General features: G+C 38.7%; 21 protein-coding genes. 18 read left to right on the top strand and 3 right to left on the bottom strand.

Annotation, left to right across the window (positions count from 1 at the left end):
* Positions 1-42: 42 nt before the first annotated feature.
* The 9 genes from cmoM to C9J51_RS03625 all read left to right on the top strand — a co-directional run bounded on the left by cmoM (position 43) and on the right by C9J51_RS03625 (position 12,958).
* Positions 43-876, top strand: coding sequence for a tRNA uridine 5-oxyacetic acid(34) methyltransferase CmoM (gene cmoM, locus C9J51_RS03665; protein WP_045035561.1), 834 nt, complete (start codon positions 43-45; stop codon positions 874-876).
* Entirely contained in the window at positions 873-2,195 is a 1,323-nt protein-coding gene (gene mukF / locus C9J51_RS03660) for a chromosome partition protein MukF (protein WP_045035560.1), read from the top strand. The genes cmoM and mukF overlap by 4 nt, the downstream gene beginning before the upstream one ends.
* A complete protein-coding gene (mukE, locus tag C9J51_RS03655; protein ID WP_045035559.1) occupies positions 2,176-2,922 on the top strand; it encodes a chromosome partition protein MukE in 747 nt (248 codons plus the stop codon). The genes mukF and mukE overlap by 20 nt, the downstream gene beginning before the upstream one ends.
* The gene (gene mukB, locus C9J51_RS03650) at positions 2,922-7,382 is read left to right on the top strand and encodes a chromosome partition protein MukB (protein WP_045039381.1); all 4,461 of its coding nucleotides are present in this window, start codon (positions 2,922-2,924) and stop codon (positions 7,380-7,382) included. Before mukE ends, mukB begins: the two co-directional genes overlap by 1 nt.
* A 215-nt stretch (positions 7,383-7,597) precedes the next feature.
* Positions 7,598-7,768: a periplasmic nitrate reductase, NapE protein gene (locus C9J51_RS03645; protein ID WP_045035557.1), complete on the top strand. Its 171-nt coding sequence runs from the start codon at positions 7,598-7,600 to the stop codon at positions 7,766-7,768.
* A gap of 40 nt (positions 7,769-7,808) precedes the next feature.
* Entirely contained in the window at positions 7,809-8,993 is a 1,185-nt protein-coding gene (gene torC, locus C9J51_RS03640) for a pentaheme c-type cytochrome TorC (protein WP_045039382.1), read from the top strand.
* A gap of 32 nt (positions 8,994-9,025) precedes the next feature.
* Positions 9,026-11,506: a trimethylamine-N-oxide reductase TorA gene (torA, locus tag C9J51_RS03635; protein WP_045039383.1), complete on the top strand. Its 2,481-nt coding sequence runs from the start codon at positions 9,026-9,028 to the stop codon at positions 11,504-11,506.
* 100 nt (positions 11,507-11,606) lie between these two features.
* The gene (locus C9J51_RS03630) at positions 11,607-12,062 is read left to right on the top strand and encodes a group II truncated hemoglobin (RefSeq protein WP_045035554.1); all 456 of its coding nucleotides are present in this window, start codon (positions 11,607-11,609) and stop codon (positions 12,060-12,062) included.
* Positions 12,063-12,178: 116 nt separating this feature from the next.
* Positions 12,179-12,958 (top strand): TSUP family transporter, encoded by a 780-nt coding sequence (locus C9J51_RS03625; protein ID WP_045035553.1) that lies wholly within the window; start codon positions 12,179-12,181, stop codon positions 12,956-12,958.
* On the opposite strand, the gene C9J51_RS03620 is transcribed toward C9J51_RS03625, so the two are convergent.
* Positions 12,909-13,754 carry a LysR family transcriptional regulator gene (locus tag C9J51_RS03620; RefSeq protein WP_045035552.1) on the bottom strand — a complete coding sequence of 282 codons (846 nt, stop codon included), beginning with the start codon at positions 13,752-13,754 and terminating at the stop codon, positions 12,909-12,911. The genes C9J51_RS03625 and C9J51_RS03620 overlap by 50 nt on opposite strands.
* A gap of 97 nt (positions 13,755-13,851) precedes the next feature.
* Between C9J51_RS03620 and C9J51_RS03615 the strand changes: the two genes are divergently transcribed.
* The gene (locus tag C9J51_RS03615) at positions 13,852-14,181 is read left to right on the top strand and encodes a hypothetical protein (protein ID WP_045035551.1); all 330 of its coding nucleotides are present in this window, start codon (positions 13,852-13,854) and stop codon (positions 14,179-14,181) included.
* 47 nt (positions 14,182-14,228) lie between these two features.
* Here C9J51_RS03615 and C9J51_RS03610 read toward each other — a convergent pair whose 3' ends face one another.
* Positions 14,229-14,735, bottom strand: a complete 507-nt coding sequence (locus C9J51_RS03610) for a MarR family winged helix-turn-helix transcriptional regulator (protein ID WP_045035550.1) — start codon at positions 14,733-14,735, stop codon at positions 14,229-14,231.
* Between the two features lie 391 nt (positions 14,736-15,126).
* On the opposite strand from C9J51_RS03610, the gene C9J51_RS03605 reads away from it, so the two are divergent.
* The 6 genes from C9J51_RS03605 (at position 15,127) to uhpC (ending at position 21,979) form a co-directional block, all read left to right on the top strand.
* Positions 15,127-16,785: a L,D-transpeptidase family protein gene (locus tag C9J51_RS03605; protein ID WP_052675196.1), complete on the top strand. Its 1,659-nt coding sequence runs from the start codon at positions 15,127-15,129 to the stop codon at positions 16,783-16,785.
* 200 nt (positions 16,786-16,985) lie between these two features.
* Positions 16,986-17,540, top strand: coding sequence for a YcbK family protein (locus C9J51_RS03600; protein WP_045035549.1), 555 nt, complete (start codon positions 16,986-16,988; stop codon positions 17,538-17,540).
* A gap of 80 nt (positions 17,541-17,620) precedes the next feature.
* Positions 17,621-18,274, top strand: coding sequence for an MBL fold metallo-hydrolase (locus tag C9J51_RS03595; RefSeq protein WP_045035548.1), 654 nt, complete (start codon positions 17,621-17,623; stop codon positions 18,272-18,274).
* Between the two features lie 210 nt (positions 18,275-18,484).
* Positions 18,485-19,093 carry a transcriptional regulator UhpA gene (gene uhpA, locus C9J51_RS03590; protein ID WP_045035547.1) on the top strand — a complete coding sequence of 203 codons (609 nt, stop codon included), beginning with the start codon at positions 18,485-18,487 and terminating at the stop codon, positions 19,091-19,093.
* Complete coding sequence (uhpB, locus tag C9J51_RS03585) at positions 19,093-20,649, top strand: signal transduction histidine-protein kinase/phosphatase UhpB (protein WP_045039384.1); 1,557 nt, start codon at positions 19,093-19,095, stop codon at positions 20,647-20,649. The genes uhpA and uhpB overlap by 1 nt, the downstream gene beginning before the upstream one ends.
* A gap of 37 nt (positions 20,650-20,686) precedes the next feature.
* The gene (gene uhpC / locus C9J51_RS03580; protein WP_045039385.1) at positions 20,687-21,979 is read left to right on the top strand and encodes an MFS transporter; all 1,293 of its coding nucleotides are present in this window, start codon (positions 20,687-20,689) and stop codon (positions 21,977-21,979) included.
* 4 nt (positions 21,980-21,983) lie between these two features.
* On the opposite strand, the gene C9J51_RS03575 is transcribed toward uhpC, so the two are convergent.
* The gene (locus tag C9J51_RS03575; protein WP_244907428.1) at positions 21,984-22,490 is read right to left on the bottom strand and encodes a DUF2982 domain-containing protein; all 507 of its coding nucleotides are present in this window, start codon (positions 22,488-22,490) and stop codon (positions 21,984-21,986) included.
* A gap of 443 nt (positions 22,491-22,933) precedes the next feature.
* Between C9J51_RS03575 and C9J51_RS03570 the strand changes: the two genes are divergently transcribed.
* Both C9J51_RS03570 and C9J51_RS03565 read left to right on the top strand, forming a co-directional pair.
* Complete coding sequence (locus tag C9J51_RS03570) at positions 22,934-23,314, top strand: hypothetical protein (protein ID WP_045035543.1); 381 nt, start codon at positions 22,934-22,936, stop codon at positions 23,312-23,314.
* 199 nt (positions 23,315-23,513) lie between these two features.
* Positions 23,514-23,819, top strand: coding sequence for a hypothetical protein (locus C9J51_RS03565; RefSeq protein WP_045035542.1), 306 nt, complete (start codon positions 23,514-23,516; stop codon positions 23,817-23,819).
* Positions 23,820-23,880 lie beyond the last annotated feature (61 nt).

Here is a 23,880-nt window from a genome sequence, read left to right as displayed (position 1 = left end):
ATAAGCCATATTCTAGAGTCGCTATCATAACGTAAATGAGCCATGAAAAAAGACCGAAATTTTGACGATTTGGCGAAAAAGTTCGCTGATAATATTTATGGCACAGCGAAAGGTCAAATACGACAAGTTGTTGTTTGGCAAGATATTGAATATATATTGCAAGAATTGAATGATACCGCACCATTACAAGTATTAGATGCAGGTGGTGGTATTGGGCAAATATCTCAAAAAATAGCCGCGCTTGGACATTACGTGACATTATGTGATCTTTCTAGCGAAATGTTGACATTAGCGGAACAAGAAATTGCTAAAAATGGCTTAGTTGAGCAATATCGGTTAGTGCATTCACCGATTCAAGAAATTAGTGAGCATATTGAAGCTCCCGTTGATTTAATTCTTTTTCATGCGGTTATGGAGTGGCTGGCTGATCCGATTACAACATTAATCGGTTTATTAGATAACGTAAAACCTGGCGGTGTTATTTCGGTCATGTTTTATAACTATAATGGATTACTATTTAAGAATCTGATTTGTGGCAATTTAACTCATATAGAACAAGGTATGCCACACCGTAAACGGTTTAAATTGCAGCCTCAACAAGGAATAAAGCCTGATGATGTATATCAGTGTTTAACTGAGGCTGGGTTTGACATAATGGGTAAAACAGGTGTACGCACATTCCATGATTACATGCAGCATGATCGAATGGGTGATTACAGTTTCGAACAAGTTCTTGATATGGAGCAAAAGCTTTGTCGTCAGGAACCTTTTTTGTCATTAGGTCGTTATATCCATGTGTATGCGCGTAAGCCTCTCACAGATGTAACGTCAACAGTGGTGACAAATTTAAATAATAGCAATAAGGACAAGGGATGAGTGAAGTTACCCAGACTGTTCCTGAGTTAGTAAATTGGGTCAAAAATAATGAGTTTGCCCTTAATTTACCGACAGAACGGCTGGCGTTCTTGTTAGCGATTGCTGTATTAAGCGGTGATCGCTTTGATGAAGAATTAGGGGAAGGTGAATTGGTTGATGCATTTCGCATTGTGAGCGATATGTTCGGTCAAACCAAGGAAACCCTAGCATTTCGTGCCAACAACGCCATAAATGAATTGGTAAGACAGCGGTTAATATCACGCTTTACCAGTGAGGTGACTGATGGCGCGAGTATTTATCGATTAAGTCCGTTAGCGCTCGGCATTACTGATTATTACGTGCGGCAACGTGAGTTCTCAACACTAAAACTATCTATTCAGTTAGCAATGGTGGCCGATGAGATCAATAAAGCAGCGACGGCAGCTCAAGAAGACGGTAATGAAAAACATTGGCGTCAAAATGTGCATGCAGTATTAAAATATTCCGTCGCGGAAATCTTTGATCGTATCGATTTAAACCAACGCGCAATGGATGAGCAACAGCAACAAGTGAAGCTCGATATTGCGGAGTTATTAAATCAAGATTGGCAAGCCGCTATCAGTAGTTGTGAAGTATTACTTGATGAAACATCATCAACACTGCGTGAACTGCAAGATACATTGCAAGCCGCAGGTGATCAGCTTCAAAGTCAGCTACTGGCTATTCAAGAAGAGATTCAAGGACGTGATGATCTTGATTTTGTTGATGGTATGATTTATATCCTGCAAATGAAGTTAGATCGCATCATCAGTTGGGGACAACAAACGATTGATTTATGGATTGGCTATGATCGCCACGTACATAAATTTATTCGTACCGCAATTGATATGGATAAAAACCGCGCCTTTAGTCAACGACTACGTCAATCGGTTACTGATTACTTCGATGCACCATGGTTACTAACATTTGCCGATGCTGAACGTTTACTTGATATGCGTGATGAAACCTTGATCCTACGGGATGATGAAGTAACCGGTATCGTTCCTGGTGAAATGGAATTTGAAGAACTTGACTTGGTTAACGATCAACTGGCTGAAAAAGTTGGGTTGATGTTACAAGCACACAAAGCAACAGGTGCACCAATCAATTTGAGTGTTTTACTTAAAGATTATTTGGCACAACATCCGTATGCACAACATTTTGATTTAGCGCGGATTGTGATTGATCAGGCCGTAAGAATGGGTTATTCCGAAGCGGACTTCAATGCCATTCAGCCTGATTGGAAAGCAATTAACGAATACGGAGCCAAGGTACAAGCCCATGTCATTGACAAATATTGAAGAATTTATGCCGGAGAAGTTGGCAAAAGCAATTGCTAACCCACTTTTCCCTACGCTAGATAACGCTCTGCGTTCTGGTCGCCATGTTTCAAGCGAAGATTTAGATAGTCACGCTTATTTAATTGAGTTTGAGAAAGAATTAGCGATGTTTTATCGCCGCTATAATGCAGAACTCGTACGTGCACCTGAAGGCTTTTTATATTTACGCCCACGATCAACCTCATTGATTGGTCGTTCAGTATTATCTGAAATTGATATGCTGGTGGGTAAAGTATTATGTTTTCTTTACCTGAGTCCTGAACGTTTAGCACATGAAGGCATCTTTACTAATCAAGAGTTATTTGATGAGTTGTTGGTATTGGCTGATGAACAAAAGCTAATGAAACTTGTCACTAATCGCGCTTCAGGTTCAGATCTTGATCGTGAAAAATTGTTTGATAAAGTAAAAACAGCATTACGTCGTTTACGTCGCTTAGGAATGCTTATCCCTATTGGTGAGAATGGTAAGTTCCGTATCAGTGAATCTGTATTCCGTTTTGGTGCTGATGTACGTACTGGTGATGATGTTCGTGAAGCGCAGTTACGATTGATTCGTGACGGTGAAGCCGTGGTTCATCAGCAAGCGTCAAGTCAATCAAGCCTGCTTGATGATATTGACCCCAACAATCAAGAAATGCTTGAAATGCAACAAGATGTAGAGCAAGCGGTACAGGAGAGTAGTATTTAATGGAACGCGGCAAGTATCAATCGCTCACCATGATCAACTGGAACGGCTTTTTTGCACGTACTTTTGATATTGATAATTTGGTGACAACGCTTTCAGGCGGTAACGGTGCGGGTAAATCTACCACAATGGCAGCATTTATCACGACATTGATTCCAGACCAAAGTCTCCTTCACTTTCGTAATACCACAGAAGCCGGTAGCTCAAATGCATCTCGTGACAAAGGTCTTCACGGTAAATTAAAACCCGGCGCCTGTTATGCAGCACTGGATGTGGTTAACTCAAAGCAGCAACGTATTATTTTTGCGGTTAAATTACAGCAAGTAGCTGGCCGCGATAAGAAAGTGGATATTAAGCCATTTTTGATTCAAGGTTTACCTTCACATATCAAACCTGCTGAAATTTTAGTTGAAACGATTTCTGAAAACCAAGCCCGTGTTCGTCAGCTTAACGATGTCAAAGATCTCGTTAGCCAGCACGAAGGAGTGCAGTTTAAAACATTTAACTCGGTAACGGATTACCATGTGCAAATGTTTGAAATGGGCGTGTTACCAAAGAAATTACGTAATAGCCAAGATCGTTCGAAATTCTATCGTTTAATTGAAGCCTCTTTATACGGTGGTATTTCAAGTGCGATCACCCGTTCATTGCGTGATTATTTATTACCGCATAACTCTGGGGTGAAAAAAGCGTTCCAAGATATGGAAGCGGCATTACGTGAAAACCGAATGACGTTAGAAGCGATCAAATTAACTCAAACAGATCGTGACTTATTTAAGCATTTGATTTCTGAAGCAACTAATTATGTTGCTGCCGATTACATGCGTCATGCTAACGAACGTCAGCAAAAATTAGAGCAAACACTACGCTTACGTGGTGAGCTAATGGGTTCACGCCAGACGCTTGTTGATCAGCAATCATCGTTAAATAACATGAATGCAGAGCTGGGTGAACTTACTGAGCAAGAAGGTGCATTAGAGCAAGATCATCAAGCGGCCTCTGATCACTTGCAGCTAGTGCAAACGGCTGTTCGCCAAGCTGAAAAAATCGTGCGTTATAAAGAAGATCTTGAAGAGCTTACTGAGCGCCTTGAAGAGCAGGTAATGGTGGTTGAAGAAGCGGCAGAGCAATTAGCAATAGCCGAAGAACAATCACAGCTAACGGAAGAAGAAGTTGATAGCTTAAAAACCCAGTTAGCAGACTACCAACAAGCATTAGATATGCAGCAAACTCGTGCATTGCAGTACCAACAAGCGGTACAAGCATTAGAAAAAGCCCGTAATTTGTCTGGTGATCATCAAATGCTACCAGACCAAGCGCCCCCGTTTCTTGTCCAACTTAAACAGCAGCAAGATACCCAAACAACGGCGTTATTAGCATTAAAACACAAACTGGATATGTCATCGGCAGCGGCGCAGCAGTTTGAAAAAGGCTTAGCGATTGTGACCACTATTGCAGGTGTGGTTGATCGTACTCAAGCGAGTGATAAAGCCCGTGAGCTGATTGAGCATGGTCGTCAACTTCGTTCGGTTTCTGAACGTGGTGATCAGCTTAAAGCACAATATCGTGATTTAGAACGTAGTGTGCGTAGTCAACGTCAAGCGATTGAACTTGCTGAAACGTATGCTAAAAAGTTTGCGACTACCATTGATGGTGAATTGGCATTAGCGGAAGAACAAGCGCGCCATGAAGCAACCTTAGAAAGCTTAGAGCAAGATCAAGCGAGCTTGGTTGAGCAACGTAATGACATGCGTCATAACGAGCAAAGATTGGTTGTACGTATTAGCGTACTTGAAGCTTCTGCACCAACGTGGATTGCCGCTTCAGATGCACTTGAAACCCTTGCCGACCAAGCCAATACTGAATTAACCAGCAGCCAAACGGTAATGGATGCAATGCAAGCAACACTTGATAATGAACGTCAAGTGTCAGCACAGCGTGACCAATTAGCGCAACGCAAACAAACATTAGAGCATGATATTGAACACTTGGCACAACCAGGTGGTAGTGACAATTTAGGTCTGCGTGCGTTGGCTGAGACGCTTGGCGGTACGATGTTATCTGAAATTTATGATGACATTACGCTTGCGGATGCGCCTTATTTCAGTGCGATGTATGGCCCATCGCGTCATGCAATTATCGTCCCTGATTTAAGTGGCATTAAAGAAAAGCTGATTGCTCTTGATGATTGTCCCGATGATTTGTACATCATTGAAGGTGATGCTGATTCATTTGATGACAGTGGCTTTGATGTTGATGAACTTGAGAATGCAGTATGTGTGCATCTTAACGATCGCCAATTACGTTATTCACGCTTCCCGAAAGTGCCATTATTTGGCCGAGCAGCACGTGAACAGCGATTAGAGTCTTTACGTGATGAGCGTGATCAAGTGGTAGAAGATCACGCCAAAGCGGCATTTGATTCGCAAAAGCTACAACGTTTATACCAAAGCTTTAATAGTTTTGTGGCAACCCATATGGCGATTGCCTTTAATGCCGATCCTGAGGTTGAACTAAAACAAGCCCGTGATCAGCGTAATCAGATCATGCGCCAGTTAGCAGAGTCACAAGCACAAGAGCAACAACAACGTAGCCAACTGGCCGCAGCACGTGAAGGCTTAACCTTACTGGGCAAATTAAACCCCATCGTGACATTGCTTGAAGATGAAACGCTAACTGAACGTTTTGCAGAAGTTGAACAGCAACTTTCGCAAATGGATGAAGCGCGTAATTATTTGGATCGTTACGGTAAAGCATTGATTGAACTTGAAGGATTAGTATCAGCACTTGATGCCGATCCTGAGCAGTTTGATGCATTACAAGCCAATTACGAAGCCGCCGATCAAAAACTGCAACAACTTAAAACATTGATTTTTGCGATTGCAGATTTGGCCGAGCGTCGTCATTACTTTAGTTATGCCGATTCGGTTGAGTTATTGAGCAAGAGTTCAGAGCTTAATGATCAGCTAAAACTAAAATTAGCGACCGCTGAGCAACAACGTAATACAACTCGTGCAAGCTTGAAGCAATCACGTGCACAAACGAACCAATATAACCAGTTGTTAGCATCTCTGAAAAGTTCGCATCAAGCTAAGAATGAAACTGTGCTTGAGTTTGAACGTGAGCTGCAAGAGTTGGGTGTTCGTGCAGATGTTGAAGCAGAAGAACGTGCATTAGTGCGTCGTAATGAACTGAATGAACGCTTACACAGTTCACGTAATCGTCGCAGTACATTAGAGAAATCAACCACGTCAATTGAGCTTGAAATGAAAGGCTTGATGAAACGTTTACGTAAAGTGGGTAAAGATTACCAAGACTTCCGTAAGTTGGTTGTGAATGCTAAAGCAGGCTGGTGTGCGGTATTACGCCTGGCGCGTGAAAGTGATGTTGAACGTCGTTTACATCGCCGTGAAATGGCATACATGTCGGCTGATGAACTACGTTCATTATCAGATAAAGCGCTAGGTGCATTGCGTTTGGCGGTGGCTGATAACGAAAACTTACGTGATGCATTACGTGCCTCAGAAGATGTGGCGCGTCCTGAGCGTAAAGTGTTGTTCTATATCGCCGTGTATCAGCATCTACGTGAGCGTATTCGTCACGATATTATTCGCACTGATGATCCGGTTGAAGCTATCGAAGAAATGGAAGCGGAGCTTGGTCGTTTAACAGAAGAACTTACCGCACGTGAACAACGTTTAGCCATTAGTTCAGATTCTGTAGCGAAGATTATTCGTAAAACAATTCAGCGTGAGCAAAACCGTATTCGAATGCTTAACCAAGGCCTACAACATGTTGGTTTTGGACAGGTATGTGGTGTTCGTCTTAACGTTAAAGTACGTGAAACGCATGAATCGTTACTGCTTGGGTTACTTGATCAAAAAGACCAACATAACGATTTATTTGGTAATCAGCGTCTAACGTTCTCAGAAGCGATTGCGAAATTATTCCAGCGTTTAAATCCACATATTGATATGGGTCAGCGTTCACCGCAAATTCTAGGTGAAGAGTTACTGGATTACCGTAACTACCTTGAGCTGAACATTGAAGTTAATCGTGGTACTGATGGTTGGCTACAAGCAGAATCAGGTGCGTTATCGACCGGTGAAGCGATTGGTACTGGTCAAGCCATTCTATTGATGGTTATACAAAGTTGGGAAGAAGAATCTCGCCGTTTACGTGGTAAAGATATTATTCCTTGTCGTTTATTGTTCCTCGATGAAGCCGCGCGTTTAGATGGTAAATCTATTGCGACCTTATTTGAGTTATGTGAACGTCTAGATATGCAGCTATTAATTGCAGCCCCTGAAAATATTAGCCCTGAAAAAGGCACGACCTATAAATTGGTACGTAAAATATTTAAAGATCGTGAACATGTACACGTAGTGGGTTTACGCGGTTTCGGTGCGAAACCAAAAGTAGAAATACCCGTACAAGGGATATTAGATATTGAACCTGTGTAAACAGTAATTATATCAACTAGTTCTTTTAGTACGCAAAAAAGCCAGCAGTGATGCTGGCTTTTTTTATGGCTGTAATTTGTACGCTAGAACGGAAGAAGAGAGAACTAATTTGCAGTTAGATCGTGAAGGTTAATTATCCTTGACTATAATTTCATCAATCCATTGTTATTCGTGAATGGTATATCGCTGTTGTAATGATTATATAGAGGTCAATTATGGCTAGTACTGAAATTACTGAACAAGAACGTGGTCGCTATGAATGGTGGGCCTTTTTATTCATTATTATTCTGTTATTTCCATTGTTATCCATGGCGTTAGTGAGCGGTTATGGTTTTACGATATGGGCGTTACAAGTGTTTGTTTTTGGTCCTCCTGGGCATGGTTAGGTTGTAGTGTTTCGATAAACTAAGCAACGGAGGGAGAACAATGGTGACGTTCATAAAAAAATTATGGTTAACCTTTTGGCGTCCAGCAACAAAGATAAGCCTTGGTGTACTGACCCTTGGTGGGTTTGTTGCTGGTATTGTCTTTTGGGGTGGGTTTAATACTGCGCTAGAAGTGACTAATACTGAAAAATTTTGTATTAGTTGTCACTCAATGCGAGATACCGTTTATCCAGAATTACAAGGCACCATTCACTGGGAGAATAATGCAGGAGTGAGGGCAACGTGTCCTGATTGCCATGTTCCCCATAATTGGACCGATAAAATCGCCCGTAAAATGCAGGCCAGTAAAGAAGTGTTTGGTGCGATTGTCGGCACCATTGATACTCCTGAAAAATTTGAAGCGAAGCGGTTAGAATTGGCTCAACATGAGTGGAAGCGGTTTGCGGCGAATAAATCTTTAGAATGTAAAAGCTGCCACAATTACGACAGTATGAAATGGGATGAAATGTCGCCACGGGCACAAGTACAGATGAAGCAAGCGGCGGCAAAAGATCAAAGCTGTATTGATTGTCATAAAGGGATTGCTCACCATTTACCGTCAAATATGGATTCATCAGGTGGCATGATTTCTGAATTAGCGGCTGTAGCACAAAATACAGATTATGAGAACGGTAATACTTATTACAGCATGCAGTTTATCCCTATGTTTGAAGATGAGGCAAAAACCCAAGATGGCGGATCATTAGAGCCAGCATCGGGTGTCAAAGTTGTCGCTGTTAAAGATGACATGTTACAAATTGAGATCAGCGGTTGGCGTAAGGAAAAAGGGTTTGGTCGCGTTATTAATCAAGATTTTGGGATGAATATTCCTACCGCAGCATTAAGCAAAACAGCAGCTCAAAATAAAGACATTGTTAAAGGGACGACCGAAAAAGAAGATGATGTTACCGGGCTTAAATGGCAACAAGTCACAGCGACGCTATGGGTAGAAAAAGCGAAGTTTGTGAGTAATGTTAATGATATTTGGTCAGTTGCCCAATCAGCTTATAAAACTAATTGTAGTGTCTGTCATACTCAACCTGCCGAAAATCATTTTGATGCCAATACGTGGCCGGGAATGTTTAATGGCATGTTAGCGTTTGTGAATTTTGATACCGACAGTGAAGCCATTGTTTTGAAATATTTACAAAATCATTCATCAGATTTTGCAAAAGACAAACATTGATAGCGTATCCCGTTTAAAAAGAGGAAAGATCTATGTCTTTGAGTCGGCGTAAATTTTTACAAGGGTTAGCGACAACCAGTGCTGCTTCTGTGATTGGTCCGGGGTTATTATTACAAGTTGCACACGCGAGTGATACTAATACGCCAGCAGCCGATGCGCCGGGCATTTGGAAAGTATCGGGTTCTCATTGGGGCGCATTTCGAGCGCGAATATATAATGGTCAAGTCGCTGAAATAAAACCGTTAGAATTTGATAAAAATCCTACCGATATGTTAAACGGGATCAAAGGCTTAATTTATAGTCCTTCACGAGTGCGTTATCCGATGGTGCGCTTAGATTGGCTCAAGAAAAATAAATATAGCGGTGAAACTCGCGGTAATAATCGCTTTGTACGGGTGACATGGGATGAAGCGTTAGATTTATTTTATCAAGAGTTACAACGGGTGCAGAAAGATTACGGTCCGTGGGCATTGCATGCTGGTCAAACAGGATGGCGAGAAACAGGACAGTTCCAAAGTTGTACGTCGCACATGCAACGTGCTGTGGGCATGCATGGTAATTTTATTAAGAAAGTCGGTGATTACTCAACAGGTGCAGGACAAACCATTTTACCTTACGTATTAGGCTCAACAGAGGTTTATGCCCAAGCAACCACATGGTCAACCATACTCAAAGATTGCAAGACATTGATATGGTGGTCAAATGATCCGATTAAAAATAGCCAAGTAGGATGGCAATGCGAAACCCATGGTTCTTATGCTTACTATGAGCAATTAAAACAGAAGGTGGCTGATGGCAAGATCCGGATGATCTCGGTCGATCCTGTGGTATCAAAATCGCAACAATATTTTAATTGTGAACATCAATACGTCAACCCTCAAACTGATGTGCCTTTCATGCTTGCCATTGCGCACACATTGTATAAAGAAGATTTGTACGATAAACAATTTTTAGAAATGTATACACTGGGGTTTAATGAGTTCTTACCTTATTTATTAGGTACAGGTAAAGACAAAATAGCTAAAACGCCAGAGTGGGCTGAGCCTATTTGTGGTGTAAAAGCAGATGCTATTCGAGAATTTGCACGTAATTTAGTAAAAGATCGCACCATGTTGATGTTTGGTTGGGCGGTGCAGCGTCAACAGCATGGTGAACAACCGTATTGGATGGGGGCGGTGTTAGCATCCATGTTAGGTCAAATCGGTTTACCTGGTGGCGGGGTGTCTTACTCGCACTTTTATAGTGGGGTTGGATTACCTTTTAGTACCGCGGCTGGTCCTGGTGGTTTTCCGCGTAATGTTGATGAAGGTCAGCAACCTATTTGGAATAATACTGATTTTAAAGGTTATAGCTCAACGATTCCGGTTGCTCGATGGATTGATGCCATTATAGAACCGGGTAAAAAAATTCAATATAACGGCGCTAATGTGGTCTTGCCTGATATTAAAATGATGGTGTTTAGTGGTTGTAATCCATGGAATCACCATCAGCAACGTAACCGTATGAAAGAGGCATTTAGAAAGCTGCAAACGGTGGTTAATATTGATTATACCTGGACACCAACGTGCCGTTTTTCTGATATTGTTTTACCTGCTTGTACACAATTTGAACGTAGTGATCTCGACCAATATGGTACTTACTCAACCAGCGGTATTCTAGCGATGCATAAATTGGTTGATCCATTATATCAATCAAAAACCGACTTTCAGATATTCACTGAATTAACAGAACGCTTTGGAAAAAGTAAACAATATACCCGTGGTATGACAGAAATGCAGTGGATTGAACAACTGTATAATGATTGTCGAAAAGCGAATGACAGTAAGCATGAAATGCCAGAATTTAAACAATTTTGGCAACAAGGATTAGTCGAATTTACCACAGACCAGACCTATGTCAGTCATGCAGCTTTCAGAGAAGATCCTGAAATTAATAGCTTAGGTACACCTTCTGGATTTATTGAAATTTATAGCCGTAAAATTGCGCGGTATAACTATGAGCATTGCCAAGGCCACCCCATGTGGTTTGAAAAAGAAGAGCGTTCACATGGCGGACCTAAATCTGATAAATTCCCATTTTGGCTCCAATCATGCCATCCGAATAAACGCTTACATTCACAAATGTGTGATTCTGAAGACTTCCGTAATACCTATGCCGTAAAAGGGCATGAACCCGTTTATATCAATCCTGACGATGCGAATAAAAAAGGCATTAAAGAGGGTGATATTGTAAGAGTGTTTAATGATCGTGGGCAGTTGTTAGCCGGCGCTGTGCTTTCAAGTCATTATCCAACCGGAGTGATTCGAATTGAAGAAGGGGCGTGGTTTGGGCCATTGAATAATGATATTGGCGCTATAGATACTTATGGCGATCCTAATACATTAACCATTGATATTCCAACCTCAGAGCTTGCTCAAGCAACCAGTGCGAATACCGTGGTGGTTAATTTTGAAAAGTTCACGGGCAAAGTACCTCCTGTTACCTCTTTTAGTGGGCCTTTGTATGTGAGTTAATTAAAAATGTGATCAACAATAAATAATAAAGAGTGGCTATGGCTGCTCTTTATTCATTTCTTATAGTATGAAGAAAGGATTTCTATAAAGTGATAATGAAATGGTTGATAAAGTTGAGTTCCCCGAAGGTGATGATTTTTCAGGTGTAAAAAAGCGTAATGTTCCCAAGTATGAACAAGGAGAAAGCATTTTACAGGCGGCGGGTGGTGAGACTGGCGTACAACAGTTGGTTGCTGATTTTTATTATTACATCGATAGCTTACCTGAAGCGGTAACGATACGTGCCATGTACAGTCATGATTTAACTGAAGCTCAGCAAAAATTGACGACATTTTTAATTGGTTGGTTGGGCGGAAAAGATAATTATAGTGAACGCTATGGACGCATGAACCTTGCTAGTGCTCATCACCATCATCATATTGGTTTAGCTGAAAAACAGGCATGGCTCATGTGCATGCAAAAAGCCGTTGATGATCAACCATATGATGAGTTACTAAAACGCTTTATTATGGTGCAATTGTCTTTTCCTGCTGAAATTTGCCGTAATCAACATTAGATATTATAAACCTATTCCAAACTGGAATGGGTTGCTATCCTAGGTTTCACTGTTCGATATACGCTATCACCGTTATTATTCTGCTATTAGTATGTTGATTAATAAAGTGATCGTAAATGGAATTAAGTATAGATGTATTAGTTATTTTATTTTTTGTGGCACTTGCCGCAGGGTTTATTGATGCGATTGCTGGTGGCGGAGGAATGCTTACTGTGCCTGCGCTTTTATCTGTTGGGATCCCACCGGCTCAAGCATTAGCAACCAATAAATTGCAAAGCTCATTTGGTAGTTTTTCTGCATCTTGGTATTTTGTCCGTAATGGATTAGTTAATCTAAAACAAATGCGATTGGCTATAGGTTGCACATTTGCAGGCTCGGCAATTGGGGCTGTATTAGTACAATATATTGATGCTAGTGTATTAACGAGTCTTATTCCTATATTGCTGGTCTGTATTTCATTGTATTTCTTATTATCCCCTAATATTGGCACAGGGGGAGGCACGCCTAAATTATCAGAAGCCGCTTTTGCATTTTCGGTTGGTACCAGTATTGGTTTTTACGATGGTTTTTTTGGTCCAGGAACAGGATCATTTTTTACCATCTGCTTTGTTGTTATTGCTCAATTAGGGCTAGTAGAAGCTACCGCTCGCACTAAAGTTTTGAATTTCACTTCTAATATTGCAGCGTTAATCTTGTTTATTTTGGCAGGATTACCTGTTTGGAAGGTAGGGTTAATAATGGCTGTGGGTGGTTTTATGGGGGCGCGATTAGGCGCACACGTTGTTATTAGCAAAGGCCAGCGTTTTATTCGACCAATGGTTGTGATTATGTCGATGGGAATGGCGATTAAGTTGTTGTGGCAACAGCACCCGCAATGGTTTCAATTAGTTTTTTAACCCGTGGGGATGTTGCGTTTTTTAAACGATAAATAATATGTACTGGGCGTGTAAGTTGATCTAAAAAGTCAAAATGATAGCAATTGATTGGATCTATTTTTAGAGCGCTAATAATGGATTCTGGTACTAATGCTGGCGCAACACCACCAAGGGCAAGTTGTGCTGCCGCAGTATAAGAGTCCATTTCCATTAGCGGAGTGATCCCAGCTTTTTGTAAAATAGCGGCTTGATAAAGATTAGATGGATTTTTAAGATCATTGACTAATAAATATTCTGGTGGTGAATGCAATATGGTAGACGCAACAATACGAAAGCGTTCATCTAATAAATGTTGATAATGCAATCCATTATGCGGAGCTAAATAACCCGCGCAACAACCAATAGTCGCTTGTCCGGAACGTACGTTATCAATAATAACGGGAGTATGATGAGTTGTGATTGTGAAATTTTTATCTTGTTGTCTATAATCCCCAAAGGCTTTTCCTAAATAACCAGCAACAAGGGTTTCAGAGCAATCTATAGTAATAATGCTATGATCTTCAATGGTTTGTTGTTCAAAAATTAAACCTCGAAGTTCGCTAAAGCTGGGGCCGACACTCTCTATCAAGGCCTGGGCATCTGGCGTGAGTTTGATTAAACGTCCTGATGGGGAAATTAGCTTTTTTCCAAGTGTCGCTTCAAGTTTAGCTATCCGTTTGCTGACGGCTGATTGACTAATATAAAGTTTAGCTCCAGCACGACTCATGGTGCCTTCTTGCGCTAAAATTAATAGTGTCTCAATGCCTTCCAATAGCATGCAATATCCCTTCTATGATCGTGTTAACAAATTACCCATTGAATATGTATTATTATAAAGCAATGTTCATTTTTCATTGATAAATAAGGATATTACAATGACAAAATCACCACAATCATTGTTTAATACGATTTACACATTAGATTTACTTTGCCAGCAGTTAAGTGTTTTGAGTCATGCTCAAAATAGTGATTCAAACGCACAAGTGATTACTCAATTAGCCTTGTCTGAACAAGAGCAAATTACATTAATACAGCTTAAAGTTGAGGCAATAAAGCAGGCTTTAGATTGTGCTTTATCTGCTGTTGAGGTACATGATGAAACTGCAATTAAACAAGCATTATTATTAGCAATGTACGAGTTAACACAACAACATATACCATCGACATTGATGAAGTATCAGGTTGATCCTGTCTTAGCAGGATAACCATTAAATAAAAATAAACCGACAATAATGTCGGTTTTTAATTGTTGTTATTCGTCGTCAGCACTGTCTATATTGGGTTTTTCTTGCTTAGTTATACTACCTACTTCAAGTAGTGGTGCTGCATCAAGGTGTTCTGCATTCATCATGGTTGAAATACGTTGTACAGAAGAAAGCAGTAGTGATTGTTCCCAATCTTCTAAATCTTGATATTGAGAGATAAAGCTGTCTTGTAGTGGCATTGGGGCTTTATTAAGTAAGACAAGCCCAGCCTCTGTAAGGTGAGCATGTACTTTGCGCTTATCAAGCACACTACGCTTACGTACCACCAAATTGCGTTTTTCTAAACGATCAAGAATGGTAGTGGCGGTTGCTTGGCTCATATTGGTGTTATTAGAGAGTTGGCGAATAGTAATCTCGCCTGATCCACGAATTGCACGCATTAATACTAACTGTGGACCCGTGAGTCCGGCATTCTTATTTAGTTTCCTAGAATGTAGATCAATTGCTCGAATAATTTGTCGCAGAGCAATCAGTACTTCTTCGTGCCTATCCATCTAACTCTCCCAATTAAATTTGTATGCAATAACTCTATAAAATCATCACAATGTATAGGGTACTTTCATGGTGAGAGTATACAAGAATTATAATGTTTTCATTGGTATTTATATGTATTTAATCAATTTATTTCTAGATAAGTGTCATTGCTTTTACATCAAAGTGTTTCGATTTTGTGAACATTATTATCTTTATGAATAATTGTTATTGTAGAGGGCATATTCCAATTGTTGGTTGATTTTGAGTTATTTATATTCAGTTAAAAGAGATTGTTAGTGTAAATATTGAATAATAATTGTACTTCTAAGATTTGCGAATACTCTTTTCTTCTATATTTAGTCATGGAATATGGTTTTATTGTCATGCGTAAAGTGTGAATAGGGGTATTTAATGACATTAGTTAAGAATGCTTTTTTTATTGTCATATTAGTATTTATTAGTTTTTATTTACCAATACAATATGCCTATTCTCAATCTGTTGGAGATGATCATGAGCATACGTTGTTAAATAACCAATCACTTTCTTTGACAGACATTGATAATCCTAGAAATATGCTTAATAGTGCTCAACGATGGGTTGCAGATGCTAATGCAAATATAGTTCGGCTTAAATATTCATCAACATTAGTTGAGTTATATTTATCAACTGGGTTTAGTCAATTTTGGGAAAGCCAACAAACAAGAAATGATTTTATAGATCAACTCCGCATTCTTAGTCTATCTGAAACAAATAAAGAATTAACCGCTAGATACCATTTATTGATTCAATTACAACAACAAAAAAATTGGCAACAATATGATGTTGTAGCAACTGATACATTATTAATATATATCAGTTTTATTGAACAGTTACATGGAAAGGGTAAATTATGGTTATTTGGTGAAACAGCACCTTCAACATTACCTCTTCCAAATCGTATTACTGTTGAAAATATGCTTGAAAGTTATGAAAATCATCGTTTTAATCAATTTGTTCTCCGTATGAAACCACAGATATTAGAATATAATCAATTAGTAACATCAATCAATAAATTAGATTCACAACATACTCTACGTTGGCCTGTATTGAGATTTAATGGCAAAGTCGAACCGGGACAAGCAATTAAATATATACCAAGTTTGATTATAATACTTGAGCGGTTAGGTGATATTTCTTCCTATGAGGCTAAGCGTTATCAGCAACGATATCAGTCGTTATATACTGGCAGCTTAGTCGTAGCAATAAAGCATTTTCAAGCACGTCATGGTTTAAAGCAAGATGGCATTATTGGCCCTAATACTCAGAAATGGTTAGGATTAAATCTAACTCAGCGGGTTCGGTTATTGGCATTAAATGCGCAACGGTTACGATTATGGTCGACGAATATTCATACAGGTATTGTAGTGAATATACCTAGTTATTATATGAAGTTATGGCTTGATGGGCGTAGGGTCTTGACCAGTAAAGTGATTGTTGGTCGTCCAACGCGTCAAACGCCTATTTTTAATTCAGAGGTTAACTCTGTGGTATTTAATCCTTATTGGAATGTACCTAATTCGATTATGAAAAAAGATATACTACCGAAGGTACAACGTAGTCGGAGCTATTTAAAACGCCATAATTATGAAGTTATTCGTAGTTGGGGAAGCTCTCAAAAAATAAATATAAACTCAATTCCTTATAATTTATTTTCCCCGAATAAATTTCCCTACCGTTTACGTCAAAAACCGGGCAAAAAAAATGCGTTAGGTTTATATAAATTTAATATTCCTAATAATCAAGCTATTTACTTACATGATACGGCATCCCCTGCATTATTTAATAAGCATGATCGTGCACTGAGTTCAGGTTGTGTGCGTGTGCTTAAGTCAAAATCACTTGCGTTAGCGTTATTGCAATATTCTGGAAAAAACGAATCTCAATTTAACACACTATCTAGAAGTAAGAAAACGCGATCAATTAGGCTTAATAAAAGCAAAAAAGTGCCAGTTGAAATTATTTATCAAACCGCGTGGGTGAATGATGACGGTGCTGTCAATTACCGTTTTGATATTTACGAATATGACTAATGACAACAAATAATGCGGTATTAATTTCTTCTTACAATAATAATTTAGTGTAAGTTAATGATATTTAAAAATAGATTTATCAATTTGATATTATGTGACTTGTGTATTTGACTGCTTAATTAACTGAAGATAATGTTTTGCAATATTGGTATATGAATTGCTTTAGCAATAAATAACATTTTCTTTTGGTTGTGTAATTTATGTCAAATTTAGATATTAGTCGCCGTAGATTTTTAACATTAAGTGGGTTAGCTGTTGGAGCATGTATGCTGCCTAATATTGCCCAAGCAAGTTCATTCCAAGCAAAAACACCTCGAACGATGTTATTGCGTAATTTGCATACAGGTGAAGAACTAGAAACTAAATACTTCAATGGTAAAACGTATGTAGGTAAAGAAGTGCGACGGTTAGATCATCTCTGTCGTGATTTTCGTCAAAATGAAATCGCACGTATAGATCGTCGTTTATATGATGCCATTGCTCAAATTCAATCTTATTTAGGGCATGAGGGTTATGCACAGCTATTTTCTGGTTACCGCTCATCTAAAACGAATAAGATGTTAGCAAAGCGCGGTGGTGTTGCGAAGAAAAGCTATCACATGAAAGCTCAAGCTATTGATTTTAATTTAGAGGGGGTTTCACTCGCTAAAATACGTAAGGCCGCGTCAGATTTGAATATTGGTGGTGTCGGCTATTACCCAAATAGCCAGTTTATTCATATTGATACTGGTCCTGTTCGTCATTGGAGAGGGTAGTTTATTCTAGTGATGACCTGTATTTTTTAGGGTATTCGTGGCATGCTTCGCTAAATGATGTCTCCGTTTAGGAAGTATGAATGAGTCTTCAATATAAAATTGTACCTGTAACACCGTTTCAACAGAATTGCTCTATTATATGGTGTGATGAAACATACCAAGCTGCGATTATTGATCCAGGTGGTGATATTCAACAACTTCAAAAAGAAGTAGCAGCATTAGGTGTTAACGTTACTCAATTGCTACTGACACATGGACATTTAGATCATGTGGGTGGTGCAGAGCCTCTTGCTCAAATTCTTGATGTGCCGGTTATTGGGCCACAGCAAGATGATGAATTTTGGTTACAAGGATTACCACGCCAAAGCGAAATGTTTGGTTTGCCAATGACAGAGGCCTTTATGCCGACGCAATGGCTAAATGATGGCGATGTGATAACGGTTGGTAATCAAACGTTACAGGTATTCCACACGCCAGGCCATACGCCAGGCCATGTAATTTTTTACAGTACGGATGCGAAAGTCGCATTTGTAGGGGACGTATTATTCAAAGGTGGTATTGGACGTACTGATTTTCCACAAGGTGATCACCCTGCATTGATTAATTCGATTAAGACTAAATTGTGGCCTTTAGGTAATGAGGTTACATTTGTACCCGGACATGGCCCATTGTCTACCTTTGGACATGAGCGAGTGACAAACCCATTTGTTGCTGATGAAATGCCATTATATTAATATATTATATTGTTAATTCTCGGTTAACCGTATAATAAAAAAAGATTAAATGAATAACCACTGGTGATTTTATTAGCAGTGGTTTTTTGTGTTTTCGTGACTAAAGAAACATTTAATTGGCTAGAGCTTGCATGAATTTATCCCAAACGGTACTTTATGTCGATTAAGACTTCTTTTGTTGTTTTTTAATGTTTATGGGTATGTTTCGTTATGATTACAGTCGCTTTAGTTGATGATCATGTCATTGTTCGTTCTGGTTTTGCTCAATTATTATCATTAGAACCTGATATAAAAGTAATTAATCAATTTGGTTCAGCACAAGAAGCTCGTCATGGTTTAGCAAGACAAACCGTTGATGTATGCATTATTGATATTTCAATGCCGAATGAAAGTGGTTTATCGTTACTTGAGGATTTAGCCTGTAATATTGGTTGTATTATGTTGAGTGTGCATGATTCTGCCACTGTAGTGAATAAAGCATTGGCTACGGGAGCGAAAGGTTATTTAAGTAAGCGTTGTAGTCCTGATGAACTCATTAAAGCTGTTCGAAAAGTTGCAAATCGCGAATGTTATTTAGCATCTGATATCGAAATGCAATTAGAAACTACCGATCCTTATCAACAATCTGTTGCATGTTTAACAAAACGTGAACGTCAAATTAGTGAAATGCTTGCTACTGGTTTAGATGTTAAAGCGGTTGCGGTTGAATTAGGTCTGAGTCATAAAACTGTTCATGTGCACCGCGCAAATGCAATGGATAAACTTAATGTTAGTAATAATGTTGAGTTAGCTAAGTATTTTCCACTAGAAATATTGTAATGCGACATTATGTATTGACGTCATTAGGCGGGTGTTTATTTTTTATTTGTAGTTGGTTTTGTTTGTGGGTTATTGCCTTTTATTTTCTTGTTGATCCTGCATTAGCTATTTTATTTTTCCCTTTTGCATTGAGATTAGGAATAACATTACATACAGCTAGTCGCTATTGGGTTGTCATTTATAGTACTGAATGGGGCTTGATTTTATTACTGGCAAAAACGTTAAATGACTTACCGTGGTGGCCAATTTTAATTGCGAGTGTTTTATCATGGCCCATATTGTGGTTTGCTCGCCGTTATTATTATGGCGATCAATGGCGACAATTATTTATTATGGCGGCAGTTATTGTCTCAACTGCGATTGTTAATGTTGTTATGGTAATGGGTTTTCGATCTATCGCTCAGATACCGTTATCGCCAATGGGAATGATTTTTCTCATCAGTGTTACTGGCGGATTAATGCTAGTGCCTACGTGTTATTTATTGTGGAGCTTCTTATTTAATCGATCATGGATCCCATTAACCGTAGCCCTTATTTCTAAACCATTAGAGTTACGTCATCGTGATTTGTGTTTATATGCCTTACTTTTTATTGCCAATATTTTATTACAAATTAATTTACCGGATGAACTTAGCCGTTTTGCCCCTTTTTGCTTAGCCATACCAATTATTGTCTTTGCATTTCGACATGGGTGGCAAGGTGCATTACTCGGAACATTATTAAATAGTATTGCATTAATAGCGGCACGAAGTGATGTCAATAACATGGAAATAACGGACTTATTATTATCACTCTCGGCGCAAAGTTTAACGGGAATTTTGTTAGGTCTTGGTATTCAACGCCAGCGGGATCTTAATACTAAATTATCTTCTGAATTAGGTCGTAATCAGGTGTTATCTCGTCAATTAATTAAAACAGAAGAATCAGTTAGGCGGGATGTCGCTAGAGAATTACATGATGAGATAGGCCAAAACATTACTGCAATTAGAATGCAAGCGAGTATTTTAAAACGGGTCGAATTGACCCCCGTAAGTCAGCAATGTTCGTCGACCATTGAGCAATTATCGCTTAATATTTATGATACAACAAAAGGCTTATTATCACGATTACGTCCTAAAACATTAGATGATCTTGGATTAGCAAAAGCTGTAGAGCAAGTTGTGTGTGATTTAAAATTAGAAGATAAGGGTATTGATGTAGCAATGGCATGGGGACATCATCAACAACTGTTGTGTGATACGACCAGCGTGACTTTATACCGTATATGCCAAGAAGCATTGAATAATATTGCTAAATATTCCCATGCAACTGAAGTTATTATTGAATTACAGATTGATCAACAAATTAGATTACAAATTGAAGATAATGGGGTTGGATTTAAAGCAGAAGATGCATTTAAAGGTTTTGGTCTTCGAGGTATTCGTGAACGGGTTGAAATATTAGGCGGACGATGCTCGATAATTAGCCACTATCATGATAATTCTCAGGAAAATGCATTACCAAAACCATCTATAAATACAGGCACAACATTGGTAATTATATTACCGTTAAAATAATTATAATGTCTAATTTCTTTATTTAATCAGGTACCACATGGCGATATTATCAGACTCAACAGTTGATCAACGTTATAAATATTGGCGTTTGCATATCATGGTTAGTATGTATATTGGCTATGCGGGATTTTATTTAACCCGTAAAAATTTCACGTATGCAATGCCCGCTATGATTGCTGATTTAGGTTGGGATAAAGCTGATATTGGCATGATGGGGACACTGTTTTATTTAACATATGGTTGTTCTAAATTTATATCCGGTATGATATCTGATCGTTCTAATCCACGTTATTTTATGGGAATAGGGTTAATTGCAACCGGTATTATTAATATTTGTTTTGGTTTATCAAGTTCGATTCTGGCATTTACATTATTGTGGATAGCGAATGCATGGTTTCAAGGGTGGGGATGGCCTGCATGTTCTAAGTTACTGACAACGTGGTATTCACGATCTGAGCGTGGATTATGGTGGTCATGTTGGAATACTGCTCATAATGTTGGTGGTGCACTTATTCCGTTATTGGTAGGTTTTTTAACGGTACATTATGGTTGGCGTTATGGTTTCTTTGTCCCTGGTATTGTAGCGATAATCATTGGTATTGGTTTATGTTGGCGTTTAAGAAATAAACCTACAGCGATGGGCTTACCCAGTGTTGGATTATGGCGTCACGATCATTTGGAAATGGCACAAGAAAATGAAGGTATTGGGCTTACACAACGACAAGTATTATTTAAGTATGTGTTAACTAATAAATATTTGTGGTTGCTTGCTATGAGTTATGTCTTGGTTTATATCGTTCGAACCGCGATAAATGATTGGGGTAATCTCTATTTAACGGAACAACATCATTATAGTTTGTTATCTGCAAATGGTGCTTTATCATTATTTGAAGTTGGTGGGTTTTTAGGGTCATTAGTGGGAGGGTGGGGCTCGGATAAATTATTTGGTGGTAATCGTGGCCCGATGATTTTACTTTTTTCAATGGGAATATTTTTAGCGGTTGCTGCGTTATGGTTAATGCCAGTGACCAATTATATTTTGCAAGCGGGCTGTTTTTTCGCGATAGGTTTTTTTGTCTTTGGACCACAAATGTTGATTGGTATGGCGGCGGCTGAATGCTCTCATAAAGACTCGGTGGGTGCGGCAACAGGTTTTGTCGGTTTATTTGCTTATATGGGGGCTGCTTTAGCGGGATACCCATTGGCGATTATTATGAATCATTATCATTGGACTGGTTTTTTTGTGGTAATTTCAGTGGCTGCGGCATTAATTGGATTGTTGTTGTTACCCTTTCTTAAAGCACAGACGTCTTCTGCTGTATCACCATGATGATTTAAGCTGCGGCGGCCTTATAACGACGTAATAGACCAATAAAATCGTTTATAGGGCGATCAAGCGCATCATCAGCAATAAAAAAATCAAAGCCAAGTAATTCTCGGTTATAACGCATGCGATTAGCAAGCATTGCTTGGAGTCCAAGTAATTGTTCGCCATTTTGAGTTATAAAAGGTGAGTCATCAAATAATATATCTTCGAGTTGATAATTGGAGCTATCGCTGTGTTTAAGTGCCATGACCAGTAAAATACGTTGTTCAAGTAATATTCTGGATGCAACACGAGGGCAGATAGTCTGAATAAAATGATCATAACTTTTTAAACGGATGCCTATCCAAGGTAGGGATGAATGCCAACCTTGAGATCCAAGAGTAGCATAACCAATATGAGCTATATTGTGCCATGTTGTCGTCCATCCACCATAGTGACTATGAAATTGGCAATGCATAAAGGTTAAGGTAAAACTCATGGTCGATGTATTGAAGTATCTTGTGGCTAATAGCAAAATAGATCCAAGTAACACAATGATAATTAAGAGACTTACCCTAGATAAGTGTGTATTGAAATAACTTAAGAAAGTGAAACAAAGAGTGATGAATATTAAAGCTAGCCAAACATAATGTATTGTCGTTAATTTTTCCGTATGAATATGGAGAGTCCCCATTACTGCACCTTAATCATTATTATAATGACGTAATTATTTATATATATTATAGACGTATATATTAAAAAATAACGGTGATAATAATGATGAACTTTACCTGTTATTATTATTAATAACAGGTAAAAACATATTAAAAGTTGATGTTTCTCATGAGTAATTATATTTATTGATGAATAAATAACCGTTTACTGGTAATTGCTAAATAACCTTGTTATAAAACGCGCTCACTTTTTCTTGATGAAAATAGTGGAGACTAAACATCGCGTAACGGAGTAAATAAAGTAATGAGAATTTCTCACAAACGTAATATTCAACGTAAACTGCATAAACAAAAACCTCTTTTCAGTCATCCAGTATTTGCAGTTAAAAAGATGCCAGAAGTTGAATTAGTTATTGATACACCAGTGATTGCTGATACGGCCATTTCTAAGCCTGTTACCGCTTCGAAATCAGCAGTAAGGTTAACAGCAAAGCAACAACAAGTATTTGATATTGTTGTAAGCCATGCTGATGGTTTAAATCCTAAGGGTATTGGTTTACAAGCGGGTCAAGACGAGGTCAAAGCGGCTTCTTGGGCTACTGGTGCGTTAAAAAAACTTACAGAACAAGGGCGAGTTGAGCGCATCCAATTGGCAGGGAATAAAGTGTTATATAAAGCCCTTTAAGATATGCTAATCCCGCTTCTCTATTTAGAAGCGGGTATTTATTTGTATGATTATGATTTCCCCTCCCCATACTACAATTGTTATTTATACTATTATTATCTTTAAGACATAAAACCGACGATTTTTTTTTATTCTGCTATAACTATTAATATGGAGATTAATTCTCAAGGAGTACGCGGAATTAGGAGAAACTGATCTTATGACGATGATAAGTGCAAAGGAATTTTCTGGTTGGCTACTTGAAAGATTTGCGGATGAAAAACAGGGAGTGTCCCTTAGTCGTGACGATATTAATATGCTAACAGGAAGACAATGTTTTTCTCTCGGTTATATTCATGATATACATTATGAAGTGATGCGGCATGGAATGGCATTTGTAACCGATACCACAAGAGAAATGTTTTATCTTGTGCCAATATCTGAACGGCCTTGGCGTAAGCAATTAGAAAAGAATTATGAACATGATCTTTATTGTAATGTATTGCCATTGAATAAATCAGGCTAATATTATTAGTGTCATAATAGTAAAAAAAGAGGATAGATATCCTCTTTTTTATGGTTGTCTG

This window comes from Photobacterium iliopiscarium, assembly GCF_003026395.1.
Classification (GTDB): domain Bacteria; phylum Pseudomonadota; class Gammaproteobacteria; order Enterobacterales; family Vibrionaceae; genus Photobacterium; species Photobacterium iliopiscarium.
Note: the sequence above shows the minus strand (reverse complement) of the source record. Positions and strands in the feature narration are given on the sequence as shown.

Excerpts from the sequence above, each read along its gene's own strand:
- uhpA (WP_045035547.1), top strand. The coding sequence starts at position 18,485 with ATGATTACAGTCGCTTTAGTTGATGATCATGTCATTGTTCGTTCTGGT.
- C9J51_RS03565 (WP_045035542.1), top strand. The coding sequence starts at position 23,514 with ATGACGATGATAAGTGCAAAGGAATTTTCTGGTTGGCTACTTGAAAGA.
- cmoM (WP_045035561.1), top strand. The coding sequence starts at position 43 with ATGAAAAAAGACCGAAATTTTGACGATTTGGCGAAAAAGTTCGCTGAT.
- C9J51_RS03620 (WP_045035552.1), bottom strand. The coding sequence starts at position 13,754 with ATGCTATTGGAAGGCATTGAGACACTATTAATTTTAGCGCAAGAAGGC.
- C9J51_RS03570 (WP_045035543.1), top strand. The coding sequence starts at position 22,934 with ATGAGAATTTCTCACAAACGTAATATTCAACGTAAACTGCATAAACAA.
- uhpB (WP_045039384.1), top strand. The coding sequence starts at position 19,093 with ATGCGACATTATGTATTGACGTCATTAGGCGGGTGTTTATTTTTTATT.
- C9J51_RS03605 (WP_052675196.1), top strand. The coding sequence starts at position 15,127 with ATGACATTAGTTAAGAATGCTTTTTTTATTGTCATATTAGTATTTATT.
- C9J51_RS03630 (WP_045035554.1), top strand. The coding sequence starts at position 11,607 with ATGGTTGATAAAGTTGAGTTCCCCGAAGGTGATGATTTTTCAGGTGTA.
- C9J51_RS03595 (WP_045035548.1), top strand. The coding sequence starts at position 17,621 with ATGAGTCTTCAATATAAAATTGTACCTGTAACACCGTTTCAACAGAAT.
- mukF (WP_045035560.1), top strand. The coding sequence starts at position 873 with ATGAGTGAAGTTACCCAGACTGTTCCTGAGTTAGTAAATTGGGTCAAA.
- uhpC (WP_045039385.1), top strand. The coding sequence starts at position 20,687 with ATGGCGATATTATCAGACTCAACAGTTGATCAACGTTATAAATATTGG.
- C9J51_RS03610 (WP_045035550.1), bottom strand. The coding sequence starts at position 14,735 with ATGGATAGGCACGAAGAAGTACTGATTGCTCTGCGACAAATTATTCGA.
- torC (WP_045039382.1), top strand. The coding sequence starts at position 7,809 with ATGGTGACGTTCATAAAAAAATTATGGTTAACCTTTTGGCGTCCAGCA.
- C9J51_RS03625 (WP_045035553.1), top strand. The coding sequence starts at position 12,179 with ATGGAATTAAGTATAGATGTATTAGTTATTTTATTTTTTGTGGCACTT.
- mukB (WP_045039381.1), top strand. The coding sequence starts at position 2,922 with ATGGAACGCGGCAAGTATCAATCGCTCACCATGATCAACTGGAACGGC.
- C9J51_RS03600 (WP_045035549.1), top strand. The coding sequence starts at position 16,986 with ATGTCAAATTTAGATATTAGTCGCCGTAGATTTTTAACATTAAGTGGG.
- mukE (WP_045035559.1), top strand. The coding sequence starts at position 2,176 with ATGTCATTGACAAATATTGAAGAATTTATGCCGGAGAAGTTGGCAAAA.
- C9J51_RS03645 (WP_045035557.1), top strand. The coding sequence starts at position 7,598 with ATGGCTAGTACTGAAATTACTGAACAAGAACGTGGTCGCTATGAATGG.
- C9J51_RS03615 (WP_045035551.1), top strand. The coding sequence starts at position 13,852 with ATGACAAAATCACCACAATCATTGTTTAATACGATTTACACATTAGAT.
- torA (WP_045039383.1), top strand. The coding sequence starts at position 9,026 with ATGTCTTTGAGTCGGCGTAAATTTTTACAAGGGTTAGCGACAACCAGT.